The organism is Inquilinus sp. 2KB_23 (assembly GCF_052115705.1).
Classification (GTDB): Bacteria; Pseudomonadota; Alphaproteobacteria; order DSM-16000; family Inquilinaceae; genus Inquilinus; species Inquilinus ginsengisoli_A.
In genome coordinates, this window is the sequence record NZ_JBFRHF010000025.1 from 92,707 (window position 1) to 109,035 (window position 16,329).

The window sequence follows — 16,329 nt, forward strand, 5'->3', positions numbered from 1 at the left end:
CGTAAGGTTGGCCCGTGGCCAAGAACACCACCCGCTACATCTGCCAGAACTGCGGCGCCAGCTTTCCCCGCTGGGCCGGGCGTTGCGAATCCTGCGGCGAGTGGAACACGCTGGTCGAGGAGGTGGTCGAAGCCACGCCCAAGGCCTTCGGCGGCGCCAAGAACGCCGCGACCGGCCGCGCCCTGGCCTTCACCGACCTGACCGCCGCCACCATCGAGGAGCCGCGCTGGCGCAGCGGCAATGAGGAGTTCGACCGGGTCTGCGGCGGCGGCATCGTCCCCGGCTCGGCCATCCTGATCGGCGGCGACCCCGGCATCGGCAAGTCGACCCTGGTGCTGCAGGTGCTGTGCCGCCTGGCCGGCACCGTCGAATGCGCCTACGTCTCGGGCGAGGAGGCGGTCGACCAGATCCGCATGCGGGCCCGGCGCCTGGGCTTGGCCGACGCGCCGATCCGCCTCGCCGCCTCCTCCAACGTCCGCGACATTATCGCCGCCATGGACCGGCCGGACGGGCCGCGGGTGGTGGTGATCGATTCGATCCAGACCATGTTCCTGGATGCGCTGGAGAGCGCGCCGGGCACCGTGGCCCAGGTCCGCGCCTCGGCGGCGGAGCTGATCCGCCATGCCAAGCGCCGCGGCGCCGCGCTGCTGATCGTCGGCCATGTCACCAAGGACGGTGCCATCGCCGGCCCGCGGGTGCTGGAGCACATGGTCGACAGCGTCCTGTATTTCGAAGGCGAGCGCGGCCATCAGTTCCGCATCCTGCGCGCGGTGAAGAACCGATTCGGCGCCACCGACGAGATCGGCGTGTTCGAGATGACCGATGGCGGCCTGGCCGAGGTCTCCAACCCGTCCGAGCTGTTCCTGGCCGACCGCAGCGGCGACGTCTCCGGCGCCGCGGTGTTCGCCGGGCTGGAGGGCACCCGGCCGGTGCTGGTCGAGATCCAGGCCCTGGTCGCGCCCTCGCCGCTGGGCACCCCGCGCCGCGCCGTGGTCGGCTGGGACAGCGCCCGCCTGGCCATGGTGCTGGCGGTCTTGGAGGCGCGCTGCGGCGTCGCCATCGGCATGAACGACGTCTATCTCAACGTCGCCGGCGGCCTGCGCATCGCCGAGCCGGCGGCCGACCTGGCGGTGGCTGCAGCCCTGGTCTCGTCGCTGACCGGCGTGCCGGTGCCGCGCGAGACCGTGGTGTTCGGCGAGATCGGCCTGTCCGGCGAGATCCGCGCGGTGGGGCAGAGCGAGGCCCGGCTGAAGGAAGCGGCGAAGCTTGGATTCACCGCCGCGATCGTGCCACAAGGACACCCGAAGAGGGGCCGCCCCGCCGGCCGCGACGCGATCCCGATCGAGCGCCGCGGCCTCGCCCGGCTCGAAGAGCTGGTGGCCCTGTTCGGCGTGGAAGGGCGCGGAGCAGGCACCGGCCGACGCAAGAGTTTCGAGGAGAGTGATTCTGGATAGCCTTCCCATCGCCGCCGGCGACATCGCGATCCTGATCATCCTCGCCATTTCCGCCTTCCTGGCGCTGGCGCGCGGCTTCGTCGCCGAGGTGCTGTCGATCGCCGGCTGGGTCGGCGCCGCCCTGGTCACGCTATGGACCTATGGCGACGCGAAGCCCTATCTGCGGCAGTACATCCAGATGCAGCTGCTGGCCGACATCCTGACCGGGGTCGGCATCTTCATCGTCGCGCTGGTGATCTTCTCCACCATCAGCCACATGCTGGCGAAGGTGGTGAAGGGATCGGCGCTGAGCGCGGTCGACCGGTCGCTGGGTTTCCTGTTCGGGCTGTTGCGCGGCGCCGTGCTGGTGTGCCTGGGCTACCTGCTGCTGACCTGGGTGTTCCCCGAGACCAAGCGGCCGCCCTGGCTGGAGAACGCCCGGATGCTGCCCTGGGTCCAGGCCGGCTCGAACTACCTGAAGAGCCTGGTGCCGCAGGAGATGGTGGCCAGCGCCCTCGACAAGGCGAAGCAGGAGGCCGGGCCGCTGACGCCGCAGACCATCACCGACCCGATCGGCAGCCTGCTGAACCAGGGCCAGCCCGCAGCACCGGCGGCGCCGGCCCAGCCGGTGCAGCAGCCGGCAGCTCCGGCCCCCGCGCCCGCCCCGGCTCAGCCGGCACCGGCCCAGCCGGCGGCACCGCGGCCGGCCGCGCCGACCCTGACGCCGACACACCCAACACAGACGCATCCGGCCCCCCCGTCGAACGCGGGTGCAACCGGTGGCGGTTGACACTATATAGGCGCCAGACGTTCCGAATGGCGCCGATGGCGCCCAGGATCAGGAGCTACCGCAGCTTCATGCTGACGACAGACCCCTTCGACCTCCACGGCGACACGCTGCGGGAGGAGTGCGGCATCTTCGGCATCATGGGCCATCCGGAGGCCGCGCCGATGACCGCGCTCGGGCTGCACGCCCTGCAGCATCGCGGCCAGGAAGCCTGCGGCATCGTCTCCTATGACGGCGAGCAGTTCCACGCCCACCGGGCCATCGGCCATGTCGGCGACACCTTCTCGGCGCATTCGGTCGTCAGCCAGCTCAAGGGCAACGCCGCGATCGGCCATGACCGCTATGCCACCACCGGCGGCGCCGGCCTGCGCAACGTCCAGCCGCTGTTCGCTGATTTCGAGTTCGGCGGCTTCGCCATCGCTCACAACGGCAACCTGACCAATGCCGGCCGGCTGCGCCACCAGCTGGTCAGCCGCGGCTGCCTGTTCCAGTCGACCTCGGACACCGAGGTGTTCCTGCACCTGATGGCAACCGCGCGCGGCGGCAACGTGATCGACCGGCTGGTCGAGGCGATGCGCCAGGTCGAGGGGGCCTATTCGCTGATCGCCCTGGCGCCCGAGCATGTCATCGGCATCCGCGACCCGATGGGCTTCCGGCCGCTGGTGCTGGGCAAGCTGGAGACCGCGTCCGGCACCAGCCATGTCCTGGCGTCGGAGACCTGCGCGCTGGACATCATCGACGCCGAGTTCGTCCGCGACGTCGAGCCGGGCGAGATGGTGGTGCTGCAGGGCGGCAAGGTCACCAGCATCAAGCCGTTCCAACCGGCCGAGCGCCGCTTCTGCATCTTCGAATACGTCTACTTCTCCCGGCCCGACAGCGTGGTCGAAGGCGCCTCGGTCTACCAGGCGCGCCGCCGGATCGGCTCCGAGCTGGCGATCGAATCGCCCGTCGAGGCCGATGTCGTCATCCCGGTGCCCGATTCCGGCGTGCCTTCCGCCATCGGTTTCGCGGCGCAGAGCGGCGTGCCGTTCGAGCTCGGCATCATCCGCAACCACTATGTCGGCCGCACCTTCATCGAGCCGAGCGACCAGATCCGCCATCTCGGCGTGCGCCTGAAGCACAACGCCAACCGGGCGATGATCGAAGGCCGCCGGGTGGTGCTGGTCGATGATTCGATCGTGCGCGGCACCACCAGCCAGAAGATCGTGAAGATGGTGCGCGCGGCCGGCGCCAAGGAGGTCCATATGCGGATCTCCAGCCCGCCGACCACCAACCCCTGCTTCTACGGCGTCGACACGCCGGAGAAGTCGAAGCTGCTGGCGCACAACTACTCGGTCGAGCAGATGACCGAGCTGATCGGCGTCGACAGCCTGGCCTTCATCTCGATCGACGGGCTGTACCGGGCGATGGGCGCGCCGAAGCGGGCCGGCAATGCCCGCCAGTTCTGCGACGCCTGCTTCACCGGCGACTATCCGACACCGCTGACCGACAACGAGGCGGCGCCGCGCCGCAGCTCCTCCCTCTCCGAACGCACCTGAGCCGATGACCGAGACCACCAGGCCCCTGGAGGGGCGGATCGCGCTCGTCACCGGGGCGTCGCGCGGCTTCGGTGCCGCGGTTGCGGTCCGGCTGGCCGGCGCCGGTGCCCATGTCGTCTGCGCCGCCCGCACCGTCGGCGGGCTGGAGCAGACCGACGACGCGATCAAGGCGGTGGGCGGCAGCGCCACGCTGGTGCCGATGGACCTGTCGAAGTTCGAGCAGATCGACCTGCTCGGCGGGTCGCTGGCCCAGCGCTTCGGCAAGCTCGACATCCTGGTCGGCAATGCCGCGATGCTCGGCCATCTCGGCCCGGTCGCCTACAGCGACGCCAAGGTCTGGGGCCAGGTGCTGGATCTCAACCTGAATGCCAACTACCGGCTGATCCGCTCGGCCGACGCGCTGCTGCGCGCCGCCGCGGCGCCGCGCGCGATCTTCGTCACCGACCGGATCGCGCGGACCGGCATCGCCTATTGGAACGCCTACGCCGTGGCCAAGGCCGGGCTGGACACCCTGGCCGGGCTGTATGCGGCGGAGACGGCGAAGACCGAGCTGCGGGTGGCGCTGTTCCACCCCGGCCCGATGACCAGCCGCCTGCGCGAACAGGGCTTCCCCGGCGAACCCCAAGGCAGCCAGCCGGCGCCGGACGCCGCCGCCGACCGCCTGCTCGCCCATCTCCTGTCGGGCGACGGGCTCACCGCCGGCAAGGTCGCCGACTGGGACTGAGGTCCCGGCCTCAAGCGTCCTCGGACGGATCCCGCGTCCAGCCCGTGACCTCGTCCGACCACACCTTGAAGCCGGCCAGCGTGGTCATGCCGAAGCTGTTGCTGAGCGCGACATCCGCCGCGTCGCGCCCTCGCGCCATCAGCACCCGGCCGATGCGCGGCGTGTTGTGGCGGGCGTCGAAGGTGTACCAGCGGCCGCCGAGATAGGCCTCGAACCAGGCGCTGAAATCCATCGGCGCCGGGTCGGGCGGCAGGCCGATGTCGCCGAGATAGCCGGTGCAGTAGCGCGCCGGGATGTTCATGCAGCGGCACAGCGTGATGGCGAGATGCGCGAAGTCGCGGCACACGCCGGTCCGCTCCTCATACACGTCCCAGGCCGATTTGGTCGGCCGCGCATGGTCGTAGCCGAAGCGCACATGGCTGTGCACGAAGTCGCAGATCGCCTGCACCTTGGCCCAGCCGGTCGGGCCCGTGCCGAACAGCTTCCAGGCGGTCTCGGACATCAGGTCGGTCTGGCAGTAGCGGCTGCCGAGCAGGAAGACCAGGCTGTCCTCGGGCAGCGCCGGCACCGGGATCTCCGCCGCCTCCGGCACCACCGGCTCGGTCAGGCCGCTGTCGAGCACGATCGCGTCGGTGGAGAAGCGGATCTTCCCGGCCGGCGCCAGCAGCCGGCCGCAGCGGTTGCCGAAGCTGTCGACATAGGTCTCGATCGGCACGGCCGGGTCGGTGCGCAGCAGGTCGGGCGTGGTCACATCCGCATCGCGCGACGGATGGATCCGCAGCATCACCAGCATCGGCGTCGGCTGCGGGCAGTCATAGACCAGATCAAATCCGACGCGAATCCGCATGACCCATCCTTCTGTGGCCGCATTGACGGCACTCTCGGGTCACGCCCTCCCCCGACATTCCGGCGGTTCTGATCCGGCTTGGGCTCCACGGCACGAAACACGGGCCGAAGCCGCTGCTGCGCGATCGTAACAGATGCGCGGCGGTTTGGGTTCCGGCATCGGCCGATACAGCCGCGTCGGGTCAATCCTGTGCCGCCCGGGTTGGACCGCTCGCTATTCGCCGGCGATCATCTTGAAGATTCCTGAAAAATCAGTATCTTTCTGCCCTTCGTTCACAAACAACGTGTAAAGCGCGGCCGCCGCGGCGCCCAGCGGCGTGGCAGCGCCGGCGGCCTGGGCCGCGGATTGCGACAGGCGCAGGTCCTTCAGCATCATCGCCGCGGTGAAGCCGGCGGCGTAGTCGCGGTTGGCCGGCGAGGTCGGCACCGGCCCGGGCACCGGGCAATAGGTGGTCAGCGACCAGCACTGGCCGGAGCTCTTGGAGGCCACGTCGAACAGCGCCTGGCGCTCCAGCCCCAGCTTGTCGGCCAGGGCGAAAGCCTCCGACACCGCGATCATCGAGATGCCGAGCACCATGTTGTTGCAGATCTTCGCCGCCTGGCCGGTGCCGGGGCCGCCGGTGTGGACGATGGTCTTGCCCATCGCCTGCAACACCGGCTCGGCCCGGGCGAAGGCGTCGTCCGCGCCGCCGACCATGAAGGTCAGCGTGCCGGCCGTGGCGCCGCCGGTGCCGCCGGAGACCGGGGCGTCGACCATGGCGAAGCCGCGGCCCGTCACCTCCTTCTCGATGGCGCGGGCGCTGTCGACGTCGATGGTCGAGCAGTCGATCAGCAGCCCGCCGGCGGGCGCATTGACGCAGACCCCGTCGGCGCCGAGATAGGCCTCGCGAGCATGGGCGCCGGTCGGCAGCATGCTGATCACCACCTGCGCCTCGTCCACCGCCGCGGCGATCGAGGGCTTGGCGTCGATCCCCTCCTTCACCACCGCCGTGCGGACGGAATCCACCGGATCGAAGCCGGTCACCGAATGCCCGGCCTTGAGCAGGTTCAGCGCCATCGGCCGGCCCATATGGCCGAGCCCGAGAAAGGCGATACGCAGCGACATCGGGGTCTCCTCACACCGGGCGTGGACCGCCCGTCTGTCTCGTTCAGTCGAAGGTCAGCTCGGGGCCGGGCAGTGGCTGGAAATAGGCCGCGACATCCGCCTCGTCGACCGCATCCAGCGTCGCCGGCCGCCATTTCGGGTCGCGGGTCTTGTCCACCAGCTGGGCCCGGATGCCCTCGAACACATCCGGCGCGGACAGAAAGCGGTGGACCATGCGGAACTCCATCGCCGCCACCGCGTCATAGGGCATGGTCTTGCCCTGGCGCATCTGGCGCAGCGTGACCTTCAGGCTGGTCGGCGACCCCGCCCGGATCTGCGCCGCCGCGGCCGTGGCCCAGTCGCCGCCCTCGGCATCCAGGGCGGCCAGGATCTCCTCCACCGTGTCGTGCCGGAAGCAGGCGTCGATCACCGGGCGCAGCGCCGGCAGGGCGGCGACGCCGGGATCGGCGGCGAAGTCCTGCAGCACCGCTTCCGCCACCAGCCCGCCAGTGCCGATCCACGCCGCATCGGCCAACGCCGCCACCAGGTCGTCGACCCGGGCCGAGGCGACATGATGCGTCGCCAGCCGGGTGTACAGCAGGTCGGCGGCATGCAGCCGGGCGCCGGTCAGCGCCAGATAGGTGCCGGTCTCGCCCGGGCAGCGTGGCAGGAACCAGCCGCCGCCGATGTCCGGGAACAGGCCGATGCCGCATTCGGGCATGGCGCACATCGCCTTCTCGGTGGTCACCCGGTGCGAGCCATGCACCGACAGGCCGAGTCCGCCGCCCATGGTGACGCCGTCGAGCAACGCGATCCAGGGCTTGGGGAAATGGTGGATGGCGTGGTTCAGCCGGTACTCGGTGCGGAAGAAATCCGCCTCCGGATCGCCGGCCAGCGCCGCCTTGGCGGCGGCGGGGCCGAGGTCGTAGACCGCGCGGATGTCGCCGCCGGCGCAGAAGGCGCGGTCGCCGGCGCCGCGCACCACCACGGCGTGCAGATACGGATCGTCGGTCCACTCCGCGATCTTCGGCAGCAGCGCCCGGCACATCCCCAGCGTCAGCGCGTTCAGCGCCTTCGGCCGGTTCAGGGTGACGATGGCGATCGGCCCCTCGCGGTCGAACAGGATCTCGTCGGTCATCCCTTGCTCACTCGGCCGCCCTCATTCCGCCAGCAGGCGCCGGGCCACGATCAGGCGCATGATCTCGTTGGTGCCTTCCAGGATCTGGTTGACCCTGATGTCGCGCAGGAAACGCTCCACCGGATACTCCTTGATGTAACCGTAGCCGCCATGCAGCTGCAGCGCATCGTTGCAGATCCTGAAGCCGGCGTCGGTGGCGAAGCGCTTGGCCATGGCGCAGTGCTGGGTCGCGTCCGGGTCGCGGCGGTCGAGCGAATCCGCGGCGCGGTGGATCATCAGCCGGGCGGCGTCGAGGTCGATCGCCATGTCCGCCAGCTTGAACTGCAGCGCCTGGAACTCGGCGATCTTGCGGCCGAACTGGCTGCGCTGCAGCATGTGGCTGCGCGCCGCCTCCAGGCAGGCGCGGGCGCCACCGACCGAGCAGGCGCCGATGTTGACCCGGCCGCCGTCCAGCCCCTTCATCGCGAAGGTGAAGCCCTGCCCCTCCTCGCCCAGCCGGTTGGCGACCGGGACGCGGCAATCCTCGAAGATCACCGCGGTGGTGACCTGGCTGTTCCAGCCCAGCTTCTTCTCCTTCTTGCCGAAGGACAGGCCGGGCGTGCCCTTCTCGACGATCACCGCCGAGATGCCCTTCGGCCCCGCCTCCCCGGTCCGCACCATCACGACATAGACGTCGGAGGTCGACCCGCCGGAGATGAAGGCCTTGGAGCCGTTCAGCACATAGTGGTCGCCGTCCCGCACCGCCCGGGTGCGCAGCGACGCGGCGTCGGAGCCTGAGCCGGGTTCGGTCAGGCAGTAGCTGGAGAAGCGCTCCATGGTCATCAGCGACGGCAGGAAGCGGGCCTTCAACTCCTCCGACCCGAAGCTGTCGATCATCCAGCCGACCATATTGTGGATCGAGATGTAAGCCGCGGTGGAGATGCAGGCGGCCGACAGCTCCTCGAACACGATGGCGGCGTCGCGGCGGGTCAGCCCGCTGCCGCCATGGGCCTCGCCGCAATAGATGCCGGCGAAGCCCAGCGCCGCGGCCTGGCGCAGCGTGTCGACCGGGAAGATCTGCTCCTCGTCCCAGCGGGCGGCGTGGGGGGCCATCTGCTCCACGGCAAAGGCGCGCGCGGCATCGCGGATGGCGTCCTGGTCGGCGTTCAGTGTGAAGCTCATGGCCACAGCGTGGCCGCAACCGGCCGCGGGATCAAGGGGCGTCGCGTACGATTGTTTCGCGGCGCCTTTCCCTGGTCTGTCATGGCCGGGTCAAGTCCACGGGTGTCCGGTTGAGCTTTCCGGGTTGAGAATGAGGCACGGATCTCGACTTTTAATGTCATTGCCCGGCTTGACCGGGCAATCCAGGGGCCACCAAGAGCTGCTCCGGCCGCCCCTGGATGCCACGGTCAAGCCGTGGCATGACAAAGTGAGGAGCGGTTGTTGCTGTTCTCTCGATACTCTCCTGCCCTGGAGCCCTTCATGTCTGCCTTCGCCCCTGCCCTGGAGGAAGCCCAGGCCGTCCTGTCCCGCGCATTGGCCGATGCAGCGGCGCGCGGCCGGCGGATCGCGGCGGTCGTGATCGATCGCGGCGGCCACATCGTGGCGGCGGCGCGGATGGATGGCGTCGACCACCTGACGCTGGCCATCGCCCGGCGCCGGGCCGCGGCGGCGGTGCATTTCGCAGAGCCGACCCGCGGCGTCGCCCTGCGGCTGAGCCGCGACCCGGTCGAGGCGGCGCTGCTGGCCGGCCTGCCGGAGATGCTGGTGCAGCCCGGCGGCTTCCCCTGGCGCGAGGCCGGGGCGGTCGCCGGCGCGCTCGGCATCGCCGGGGCGGGCGCCGAGCACGACCACGCGATCGGCGACGCCGCGATCGGGGTGCTGTGAGGGCGGGACGGCCCGGCCCATCCGTCACTCGGTGTCCGGGGCGTCCGGTTTGTAGATCTTGAAGCCGAGCCCGAGGGACCGGCACAGGCGGTCGGCGGCGGTGGCGACGGCGATGGTCTCGGTGTCGAGCATCTCGACCACATCGGGCTCCTGCAGCCGCACCGCCAGCCCGGCCCGGAGGGCCGGGATCAGGGCGGGATCGGCGTATTTCGCAAAGTCTCGCTCGACCGCGGCGATCACCGCATCCCGGCGCCGGGCCCGGATCGCCTGGATCTCCGCCGGGCTGCCCGCCGACCGGGCCGGGCGCCGCGTGCTCGGCCCAGCCCTGGCCGCCACCGCCGCGGCCTCGTCGGCCTTCGAGCCGGCGGCTCTCGCCCGGGCAACCTGGGCCTCGGCGGCGAGGGCGCGGGCGCCCTCGTCATCCCCCAGCTGCATGCTCATCTCGGCGAGGCGGGTAAGCATCTCCACCTGCTGCAGCGCGAGGCGGCGGCAGTAGGCCTGGATGTCGAGGTCTTCTGGTGCCTTTTCCATAGAACACATCATGAACGAGGTGAGCCAGTTAACACAATGCACATTGTGTTTATCAGGCCAGCTCACCCTCACCGTCATTGCGAGCGCAGCGAAGCAATCCACGTCGACGCCTGGCATGGATTGCTTCGTCGGCTTCGCCTCCTCGCAATGACGAAGGGGGAGCGCTGCCCCGGGGACGCGAGGCCAGCGCGCAGCCCCTCGACCAGCGCCCATCCCTAACCGCTTTTACCGGCTTGCGTTTTTCCGGCTGCATCCGCGACACTGCGGTGCGGCGGATTGTCTCGACACGATCCGCCCGGGAAGCACCCGGCAGACGGTGCGCCCGGTCGATTGGGCTCAGGGGGAGAGACATGCAGGCCGGGACCGCAGGGCCCCCATCGGATGACGCGCTGCTGACCGCCGATGCGGTCAGCCTCGCCTTCGGCGGGGTGAAGGCGCTGACCGAGGTCGGCTTCACCGTCCGGCGCGGCGAGCTGTTCTCGATCATCGGCCCGAACGGCGCCGGCAAGACCTCGATGGTCAACTGCATCTCCGGCCGCTACAGCCCGACCGCGGGACGCATCCTCTACAAGGGCCGCGACATCACCCGGCTGAGGCCCAGCGCCCGGGCCGGGCTCGGCCGCACCTTCCAGAACCTGGCGCTGTTCGCCCACATGTCGGTGCTCGACAACATCATGGTCGGTCGCCACCACCTGCTGAAGAACAACGTCCTGACCGGGGCGCTGTGGTGGCTGGGCGGCGCCCGGCAGGAGGAGCTGAGCCACCGCCGCGCGGTCGAGGAGATCATCGATTTCCTCGAGATCCAGCATGTCCGCCGCGCCCTTGCAGGTACTCTCTCTTACGGCTTGCGTAAGCGCGTCGAACTCGCCCGCGCCATCGCGCTGCGGCCCGACCTGATCCTGCTGGACGAGCCGATGGCCGGCATGAACCTCGAGGAGAAGGAGGACATGGCCCGCTTCATCGTCGACCTCAACGCCGAATGGGGCATGACGGTGATCATGATCGAGCACGACATGGGCGTGGTGATGGACATCTCGCACCGGGTCATGGTGCTGGATTTCGGCCGCAAGATCGCCGAGGGCGAGCCCGAGGCGGTGCTGGCCGACCCCCATGTCCGCCGCGCCTATCTCGGCGAAGTCGACGAGGAGGCGGCGGCTTGACCGACGCCCCACTCGACACCTTCCCCAAGCTGGTCGCCCGCAACGCGGCGCAGTGGCCGGATGCGGTGGCGCTGCGCGAGAAGGATTTCGGCATCTGGCGCGAGATCAGCTGGGCCGGCTTCCACGCCCGGGTGCGCGACCTTGCCCTGGCCCTGCGCGCCCTGGGCATCGGGCCGGGCGCCGTGGTCGGGCTGATCGGCGACAACCGGCCGGACTGGGTGGCGGGCGAGATCGCCACCCACGCCGCCGGCGCCATGAGCCTGGGCCTGTACCGCGACGCGCTGGACGAGGAGGTCGCCTACCTGATCGACCATGCCGGCATCGCCCTGGTGCTGGCCGAGGATGAGGAGCAGGTCGACAAGCTGCTGGCGCTGGGCGACCGCATCCCCAGCCTGCGCCACATCGTCTACACCGACCCGCGCGGCATGCGGAAATACGACGACCCGCGGCTGCTGCCGGTCGAGGCCTTCATCGCCGGCGGCGCCGCGCTGGAGGCCGCCGAGCCCGGCCTGTACGACCGCATGGTGGCGGCGACGCGCGGAGACGACGTCGCGGTGCTGTGCACCACCTCCGGCACCACTGCCCATCCCAAGCTGGCGATGCTGTCGGCCGGTTCGCTGATCCGGCACAGCGCCAGCTACCTCGCGGTCGACCCCAAGGGGCCGAAGGACGAATACGTCTCGGTGCTGCCGCTGTCCTGGATCATGGAGCAGGTCTACGTCTTCGGCAAAGCGCTGCAATGCCGGATGGTGGTGAACTTCGTCGAGGAGCAGAGCACCACCTGGGCCGATTTCCGCGAGATCGGGCCCAGCTTCGTGCTGCTGGCGCCGCGGGTGTGGGAGGGGCTGGCCGCCGATGTCCGCAGCCGGATGATGGATGCCTCCGTGCTCAAGCGCCGGCTGTTCGACCTCGGAATGAAGATCGGACTGAAAGCACTTGATCGGAAGCGAAAATCACCGCTTTCGAAGCTGCTGCTGTTCGCCGCCCTGCGCGACCGGCTGGGCTTCTCGCGGCTGCGCTCGGCCGCGACCGGCGGCGCCGCGTTGGGGCCTGACACCTTCCGCTTCTTCCTCGCCATGGGCGTGCCGCTGCGCCAGCTCTACGGCCAGACCGAGCTGCTGGGCGCCTACACCATCCACGCCGCCGACGATGTCGATTTCGACACGGTCGGCGTCGCCTTCGACGAGACGGTCGAGCTGCGGATCGACGCGCCGGACCCCAACGGCGTCGGCGAGATCGTCACCCGCCACCCCAACATGTTCCTGGGCTACTACCGCAACGAGGCGGCGTCGACCGCGGACCTGCGCGACGGCTGGCTGGCCACCGGCGATGCCGGCTATGTCGACGCCCGCGGCCATCTCGTGGTCATCGACCGGCTGAAGGACCTCGCCGTCACCAGCGGCGGCGACCGCTTCAGCCCGCAGCACATCGAGAACAAGCTGAAATTTTCGCCCTTCGTCGGCGAGGCGGTGATCCTGGGCCATGGCCGGCCGGACCTGGCCGCGATCATCTGCATCCGCTTCCCGATCGTGTCGAAATGGGCGGAGAAGAAGCGGATTTCCTTCACCACCTACACCGACCTGTCGGGCCGCGACGAGGTCTATGCCCTGCTGCGCCGCGAGGTTGAGACGGTGAATGCCGGGCTGCCCGAGGCCCAGCGCATCCGCCGCTTCCTGCTCTTGTACAAGGAGCTGGACGCCGATGACGGCGAACTGACCCGCACCCGCAAGGTGCGGCGCGGCGTGATCGGCGAGAAATACGGCGACATCATCGACGCGGTGTATCGCGGCGACCCGGCGATCCCGGTCGACACCACCATCGCCTTCCAGGACGGCACGAAGCAGCGGATCCGGACCACGCTGAAGGTGGTCGACCTCGCGCCCGGCCGGCCCGGCCAGCGCCACGCGGCGGAGTGAGCCGATGAACCTCTCCTTCCTGCTGCAGCTGCTGGTCAACGGCGTCATCGTCGGCACGCTGTACGGCGTGGTCGCCATGTCCTTCGTGCTGATCTACAAGGCCAGCCGGGTGGTGAACTTCGCCCAGGGCGAGTTCCTGCTGATCGGCGCCTGGATCTGCTGGTGGGTGCTGACCAAGTACCAGGTGCCGTTCGTGATCGGCTTCGCCATCACCCTGGTGTTCATGCTGGTGTTCGGCATCCTGCTGCAGCTGGTGGTGCTGCGGCCGATGATCGGGCAGCCGGTGATCTCGGTGATCATGGTGACGATCGGGCTGTCGCTGATCTTCCAGCCGATGATGGCCTGGATCTTCGGCGTCTCGGCCCAGCCCTTCCCGCCGATCTTCGAGACCCAGTCGGTCAACATCCTCGGGCTGCAGGTGCAGACGGTCTACATCCTGTCGATGGCGATCAGCCTGTTCATCATGGGCGGCTTCGCCTGGTTCTTCAAATTCTCGCGCATGGGGCTGGCGATGCGCGCCACCGCCTTCGACCAGCAGGTGGCGCAGTCGATGGGCATCTCGGTCCGCCAAGTGTTCGCCATGGCCTGGGCGATCTCGGCCATGGTGTCGTCGGTGGCCGGCATCGTGGTCGGGGTGGTCAACGGCGTGTCCTCCGCCCTGTCCGGCTTCGGCATCAAGGTGTTCCCGGCAGTGATCCTGGGCGGGCTGGACAGCGTGGTCGGCGCGGTGGTGGGCGGGCTGATCATCGGCATCCTCGAGCATTTCGCCCACTGGCTCGACGTCACGGTCCTGGGCTGGGGCAACATGCTGAAGATCGCCCCCTTCTACGTCCTGATCGTGATCCTGATGATCAAGCCCTACGGCCTGTTCGGCACCAAAGACATCGAGCGGATGTGATGGCCAACGCCTATGCCCGCCCCTGCGGCGACTTCCGCACCAGCTACGGCGCCGACACCACCATCTTCGCCGACGCCTTCAGCCGGCGCAGCGTCATCGTCATCCTGCTGCTGCTGGCGGCCTCGCCGATCGCGGTGCAGCTCGGCTGGCTGTCCAAGGGCTGGATCGACAGCTTCATCGAGATCGGTTACCTCGCGGTCGCGGCGCTGGGCCTCAACATCCTGGTCGGCTTCACCGGCCAGATCTCGATCGGCCATGCCGTGTTCTTCGGCTTCGGCGCCTTCGCCTCGGCCTGGCTGAACCGCACCACCGGCATCCCCGTCTTCTTCTGCATCCCGCTGGCCGGGATCCTGACCGCGGGGGTCGGGCTGGTGTTCGGCATCCCGGCGGCGCGGATCAAGGGCCTGTACCTCGCCATCGCCACCCTCGCCGCCCAGGTCATCCTCGAGGATTTCTTCGCCCGCGCCGGCTGGTTCACCGGCGGCGTCGCCGGCGCCACCGCCGCCCCGGTGATGCTGTTCGGCTGGGAGGTCGACCGCATCAACTACTTCTACGTCGTGCTGTTCTGGGCGGTGCTGCTGTTCCTGGCCGCGACCAACCTGATGCGCTCGCGCGACGGCCGCGCCTTCGTGGCGGTGCGCGACCACTACCTCGCCGCCGAGATCATGGGCATCAACCTGACCAAGTACCGGGTGCTGTCCTTCGGCATCGCCGCCTTCTACGCCGGGGTCGGCGGCGCCCTCTACGCCCATTACCTGCAGGTGGTCTCGGTCGAGGAGTTCACCATCCTCAAATCGATCGAGTTCCTCGGCATGGTCATCATCGGCGGGCTCGGCTCGATCATGGGGTCGATCCTGGGCACCATCTTCATGGTGTCGCTGCCCGATGTGATGGACTGGCTGGTGCGGCTGATCCGCGGCACCTGGCTGTACAAGACGCTCGACCTGCGGGTCGGCATCAACTTCCTGAAGGAGATGGCGGTCGGCGTCGCCATCATCCTGTTCCTGATCTTCGAGCCGGACGGGCTGGCCCATCGCTGGCGCCAGATCAAGGCCTGGTGGAAGCTGTATCCCTTCTCGTACTAACCCGGCCGCGACAGAACGGCCGCCATGGAGGAGACACCGATGTCGAGACGATCCCTGCTCGCCGCCACCGCTTTCATCGGCCTCTGCGCCGCCGCACCGGCTGTGGCGGACGACATCCCGGTCGGCCACATCGCCGACCTGACCGGCCCGACCGCCTCGATCGGCGTGCCCTATGCCGATGGCGTCGCCGACACGCTGAACTGGGTGAACGAAAATGGCGGGGTCGACGGCGACAGCATCGCCTTCGAGACCTACGACTACGCCTACAAGGCGCCGCAGGCGGTGTCGGAATACCAGCGGCTGGTGGCCAACGAGCATGTGGTGGCGATCGCCGGCTGGGGTACGGCCGACACCGAGGCGCTGATCGAGTTCATCGGCAAGGACCAGATCCCCTACTTCTCCGGCTCCTATTCCGGGGCGCTGACCGACCCGACCGGCAAGGCGCCGAAGGCGACCAAGGCGACGCCGTTCAACTTCTTCTACGGCCCCTCCTACTCCGACGCCTGCCGCGCCCTGGCGCAATGGGCGGCCGAGGACTGGAAGAAGAAGGGCGGCCAGGGCACCCCGAAATGGGTGCATATGGGCGACAACCACCCCTACCCGAACTCGCCCAAGGTCGCCTGCAACGAATACGCGAAGGAGCTGGGCTTCGAGGTGCTGGACCCGATCCAGTACACCATGGCGCCGGGCGACTTCACGCCGCAATGCCTGACGCTGAAGGAGAAGGGCGCCAACTACGCCTACATCGCCAACATCGCCGGCTCGACCCCCTCGCTGCTCAACGCCTGCGCCACCGCCGGCACCAAGGTGCAGTTCGTGGCCAATGTCTGGGGCTATGACGAGAACATCATGAAGGCGGCCGGCGCCAACGCCGACGGCGTGGTGGTCGCGGTCCGCACCGGCGCGATCTGGACCGACAAGGGCGCCGGCATGGACCGGGTGCGCGAGATCTCGAAGATCAGCGATTCCGGCGGCCAAGCCTACCGCCCTCTCAGCTACATCGCCGGGGTCTGCGCCACCTCCTACATGGTCGAGGCGATCAAGGCGGCGAAGGCCAAGGGCGCGGTCGGCGGCGTCGCCATCCGCGACGCGATGTACGACAAGAAGGACTGGGTGCCGGCCGGGCTGGAGGGGGTGTGCCTGCCCTCGACCTGGACCGCCACCGACCATCGCGGCCTGATGACCGTGCCGATCTACCAGGGCCATGTGAAGGGCGCGACCCAGGGCAAGGAGGTCTCCGCCCTGATGGCCGACGGCACCATGGCGCTGGAGAAGGTCGGCGAGATCACCCTGCCCCGCCGCCCGGAATGGCTGGGGTATTGA

15 protein-coding genes are annotated in these 16,329 nt (G+C 69.2%); 10 read left to right on the forward strand and 5 right to left on the reverse strand.

Annotated elements, in window-relative coordinates; genetic code table 11:
• Window positions 1–14 precede the first annotated feature (14 nt).
• The 4 genes from radA to AB4112_RS27315 all read left to right on the forward strand — a co-directional run bounded on the left by radA (window position 15) and on the right by AB4112_RS27315 (window position 4,482).
• Entirely contained in the window at window positions 15–1,454 is a 1,440-nt protein-coding gene (gene radA / locus AB4112_RS27300; protein WP_309799216.1) for a DNA repair protein RadA, read from the forward strand.
• Window positions 1,441–2,223: a CvpA family protein gene (locus tag AB4112_RS27305; protein WP_441724174.1), complete on the forward strand. Its 783-nt coding sequence runs from the start codon at window positions 1,441–1,443 to the stop codon at window positions 2,221–2,223. The genes radA and AB4112_RS27305 overlap by 14 nt, the downstream gene beginning before the upstream one ends.
• A 68-nt stretch (window positions 2,224–2,291) precedes the next feature.
• Entirely contained in the window at window positions 2,292–3,758 is a 1,467-nt protein-coding gene (gene purF, locus AB4112_RS27310; RefSeq protein ID WP_309799765.1) for an amidophosphoribosyltransferase, read from the forward strand.
• A gap of 4 nt (window positions 3,759–3,762) precedes the next feature.
• On the forward strand, window positions 3,763–4,482 hold the full coding sequence (locus tag AB4112_RS27315) for an SDR family NAD(P)-dependent oxidoreductase (protein WP_441724176.1): 720 nt from the start codon (window positions 3,763–3,765) through the stop codon (window positions 4,480–4,482).
• A gap of 10 nt (window positions 4,483–4,492) precedes the next feature.
• Here the strand turns inward: AB4112_RS27315 and AB4112_RS27320 are convergent, their stop codons facing one another.
• From AB4112_RS27320 to AB4112_RS27335, 4 genes are all read right to left on the reverse strand, one after another.
• On the reverse strand, window positions 4,493–5,329 hold the full coding sequence (locus AB4112_RS27320; RefSeq protein ID WP_441724178.1) for a transglutaminase-like domain-containing protein: 837 nt from the start codon (window positions 5,327–5,329) through the stop codon (window positions 4,493–4,495).
• Between the two features lie 213 nt (window positions 5,330–5,542).
• On the reverse strand, window positions 5,543–6,433 hold the full coding sequence (gene mmsB / locus AB4112_RS27325) for a 3-hydroxyisobutyrate dehydrogenase (RefSeq protein ID WP_441724180.1): 891 nt from the start codon (window positions 6,431–6,433) through the stop codon (window positions 5,543–5,545).
• Between the two features lie 43 nt (window positions 6,434–6,476).
• Window positions 6,477–7,550: an enoyl-CoA hydratase/isomerase family protein gene (locus tag AB4112_RS27330; protein ID WP_441724182.1), complete on the reverse strand. Its 1,074-nt coding sequence runs from the start codon at window positions 7,548–7,550 to the stop codon at window positions 6,477–6,479.
• A gap of 21 nt (window positions 7,551–7,571) precedes the next feature.
• Window positions 7,572–8,711 carry an acyl-CoA dehydrogenase family protein gene (locus AB4112_RS27335; RefSeq protein ID WP_441724184.1) on the reverse strand — a complete coding sequence of 380 codons (1,140 nt, stop codon included), beginning with the start codon at window positions 8,709–8,711 and terminating at the stop codon, window positions 7,572–7,574.
• Between the two features lie 300 nt (window positions 8,712–9,011).
• Between AB4112_RS27335 and AB4112_RS27340 the strand changes: the two genes are divergently transcribed.
• Window positions 9,012–9,416: a heme-binding protein gene (locus AB4112_RS27340; RefSeq protein WP_441724186.1), complete on the forward strand. Its 405-nt coding sequence runs from the start codon at window positions 9,012–9,014 to the stop codon at window positions 9,414–9,416.
• A gap of 24 nt (window positions 9,417–9,440) precedes the next feature.
• Here the strand turns inward: AB4112_RS27340 and AB4112_RS27345 are convergent, their stop codons facing one another.
• Complete coding sequence (locus AB4112_RS27345) at window positions 9,441–9,947, reverse strand: hypothetical protein (protein ID WP_441724188.1); 507 nt, start codon at window positions 9,945–9,947, stop codon at window positions 9,441–9,443.
• Window positions 9,948–10,297: 350 nt separating this feature from the next.
• On the opposite strand from AB4112_RS27345, the gene AB4112_RS27350 reads away from it, so the two are divergent.
• Genes AB4112_RS27350 through AB4112_RS27370 form a run of 5 tightly spaced genes read left to right on the forward strand, consistent with a single transcriptional unit; the run spans window position 10,298 to window position 16,329 of the window.
• Entirely contained in the window at window positions 10,298–11,107 is an 810-nt protein-coding gene (locus AB4112_RS27350) for an ABC transporter ATP-binding protein (protein ID WP_441724190.1), read from the forward strand.
• Complete coding sequence (locus AB4112_RS27355; protein WP_441724192.1) at window positions 11,104–13,023, forward strand: long-chain fatty acid--CoA ligase; 1,920 nt, start codon at window positions 11,104–11,106, stop codon at window positions 13,021–13,023. Before AB4112_RS27350 ends, AB4112_RS27355 begins: the two co-directional genes overlap by 4 nt.
• 4 nt (window positions 13,024–13,027) lie before the next feature.
• Window positions 13,028–13,921, forward strand: coding sequence for a branched-chain amino acid ABC transporter permease (locus tag AB4112_RS27360; protein WP_441724194.1), 894 nt, complete (start codon window positions 13,028–13,030; stop codon window positions 13,919–13,921).
• On the forward strand, window positions 13,921–15,006 hold the full coding sequence (locus tag AB4112_RS27365; protein ID WP_441724196.1) for a branched-chain amino acid ABC transporter permease: 1,086 nt from the start codon (window positions 13,921–13,923) through the stop codon (window positions 15,004–15,006). Before AB4112_RS27360 ends, AB4112_RS27365 begins: the two co-directional genes overlap by 1 nt.
• Before the next feature lie 39 nt (window positions 15,007–15,045).
• Window positions 15,046–16,329 (forward strand): ABC transporter substrate-binding protein, encoded by a 1,284-nt coding sequence (locus AB4112_RS27370; RefSeq protein WP_309799194.1) that lies wholly within the window; start codon window positions 15,046–15,048, stop codon window positions 16,327–16,329.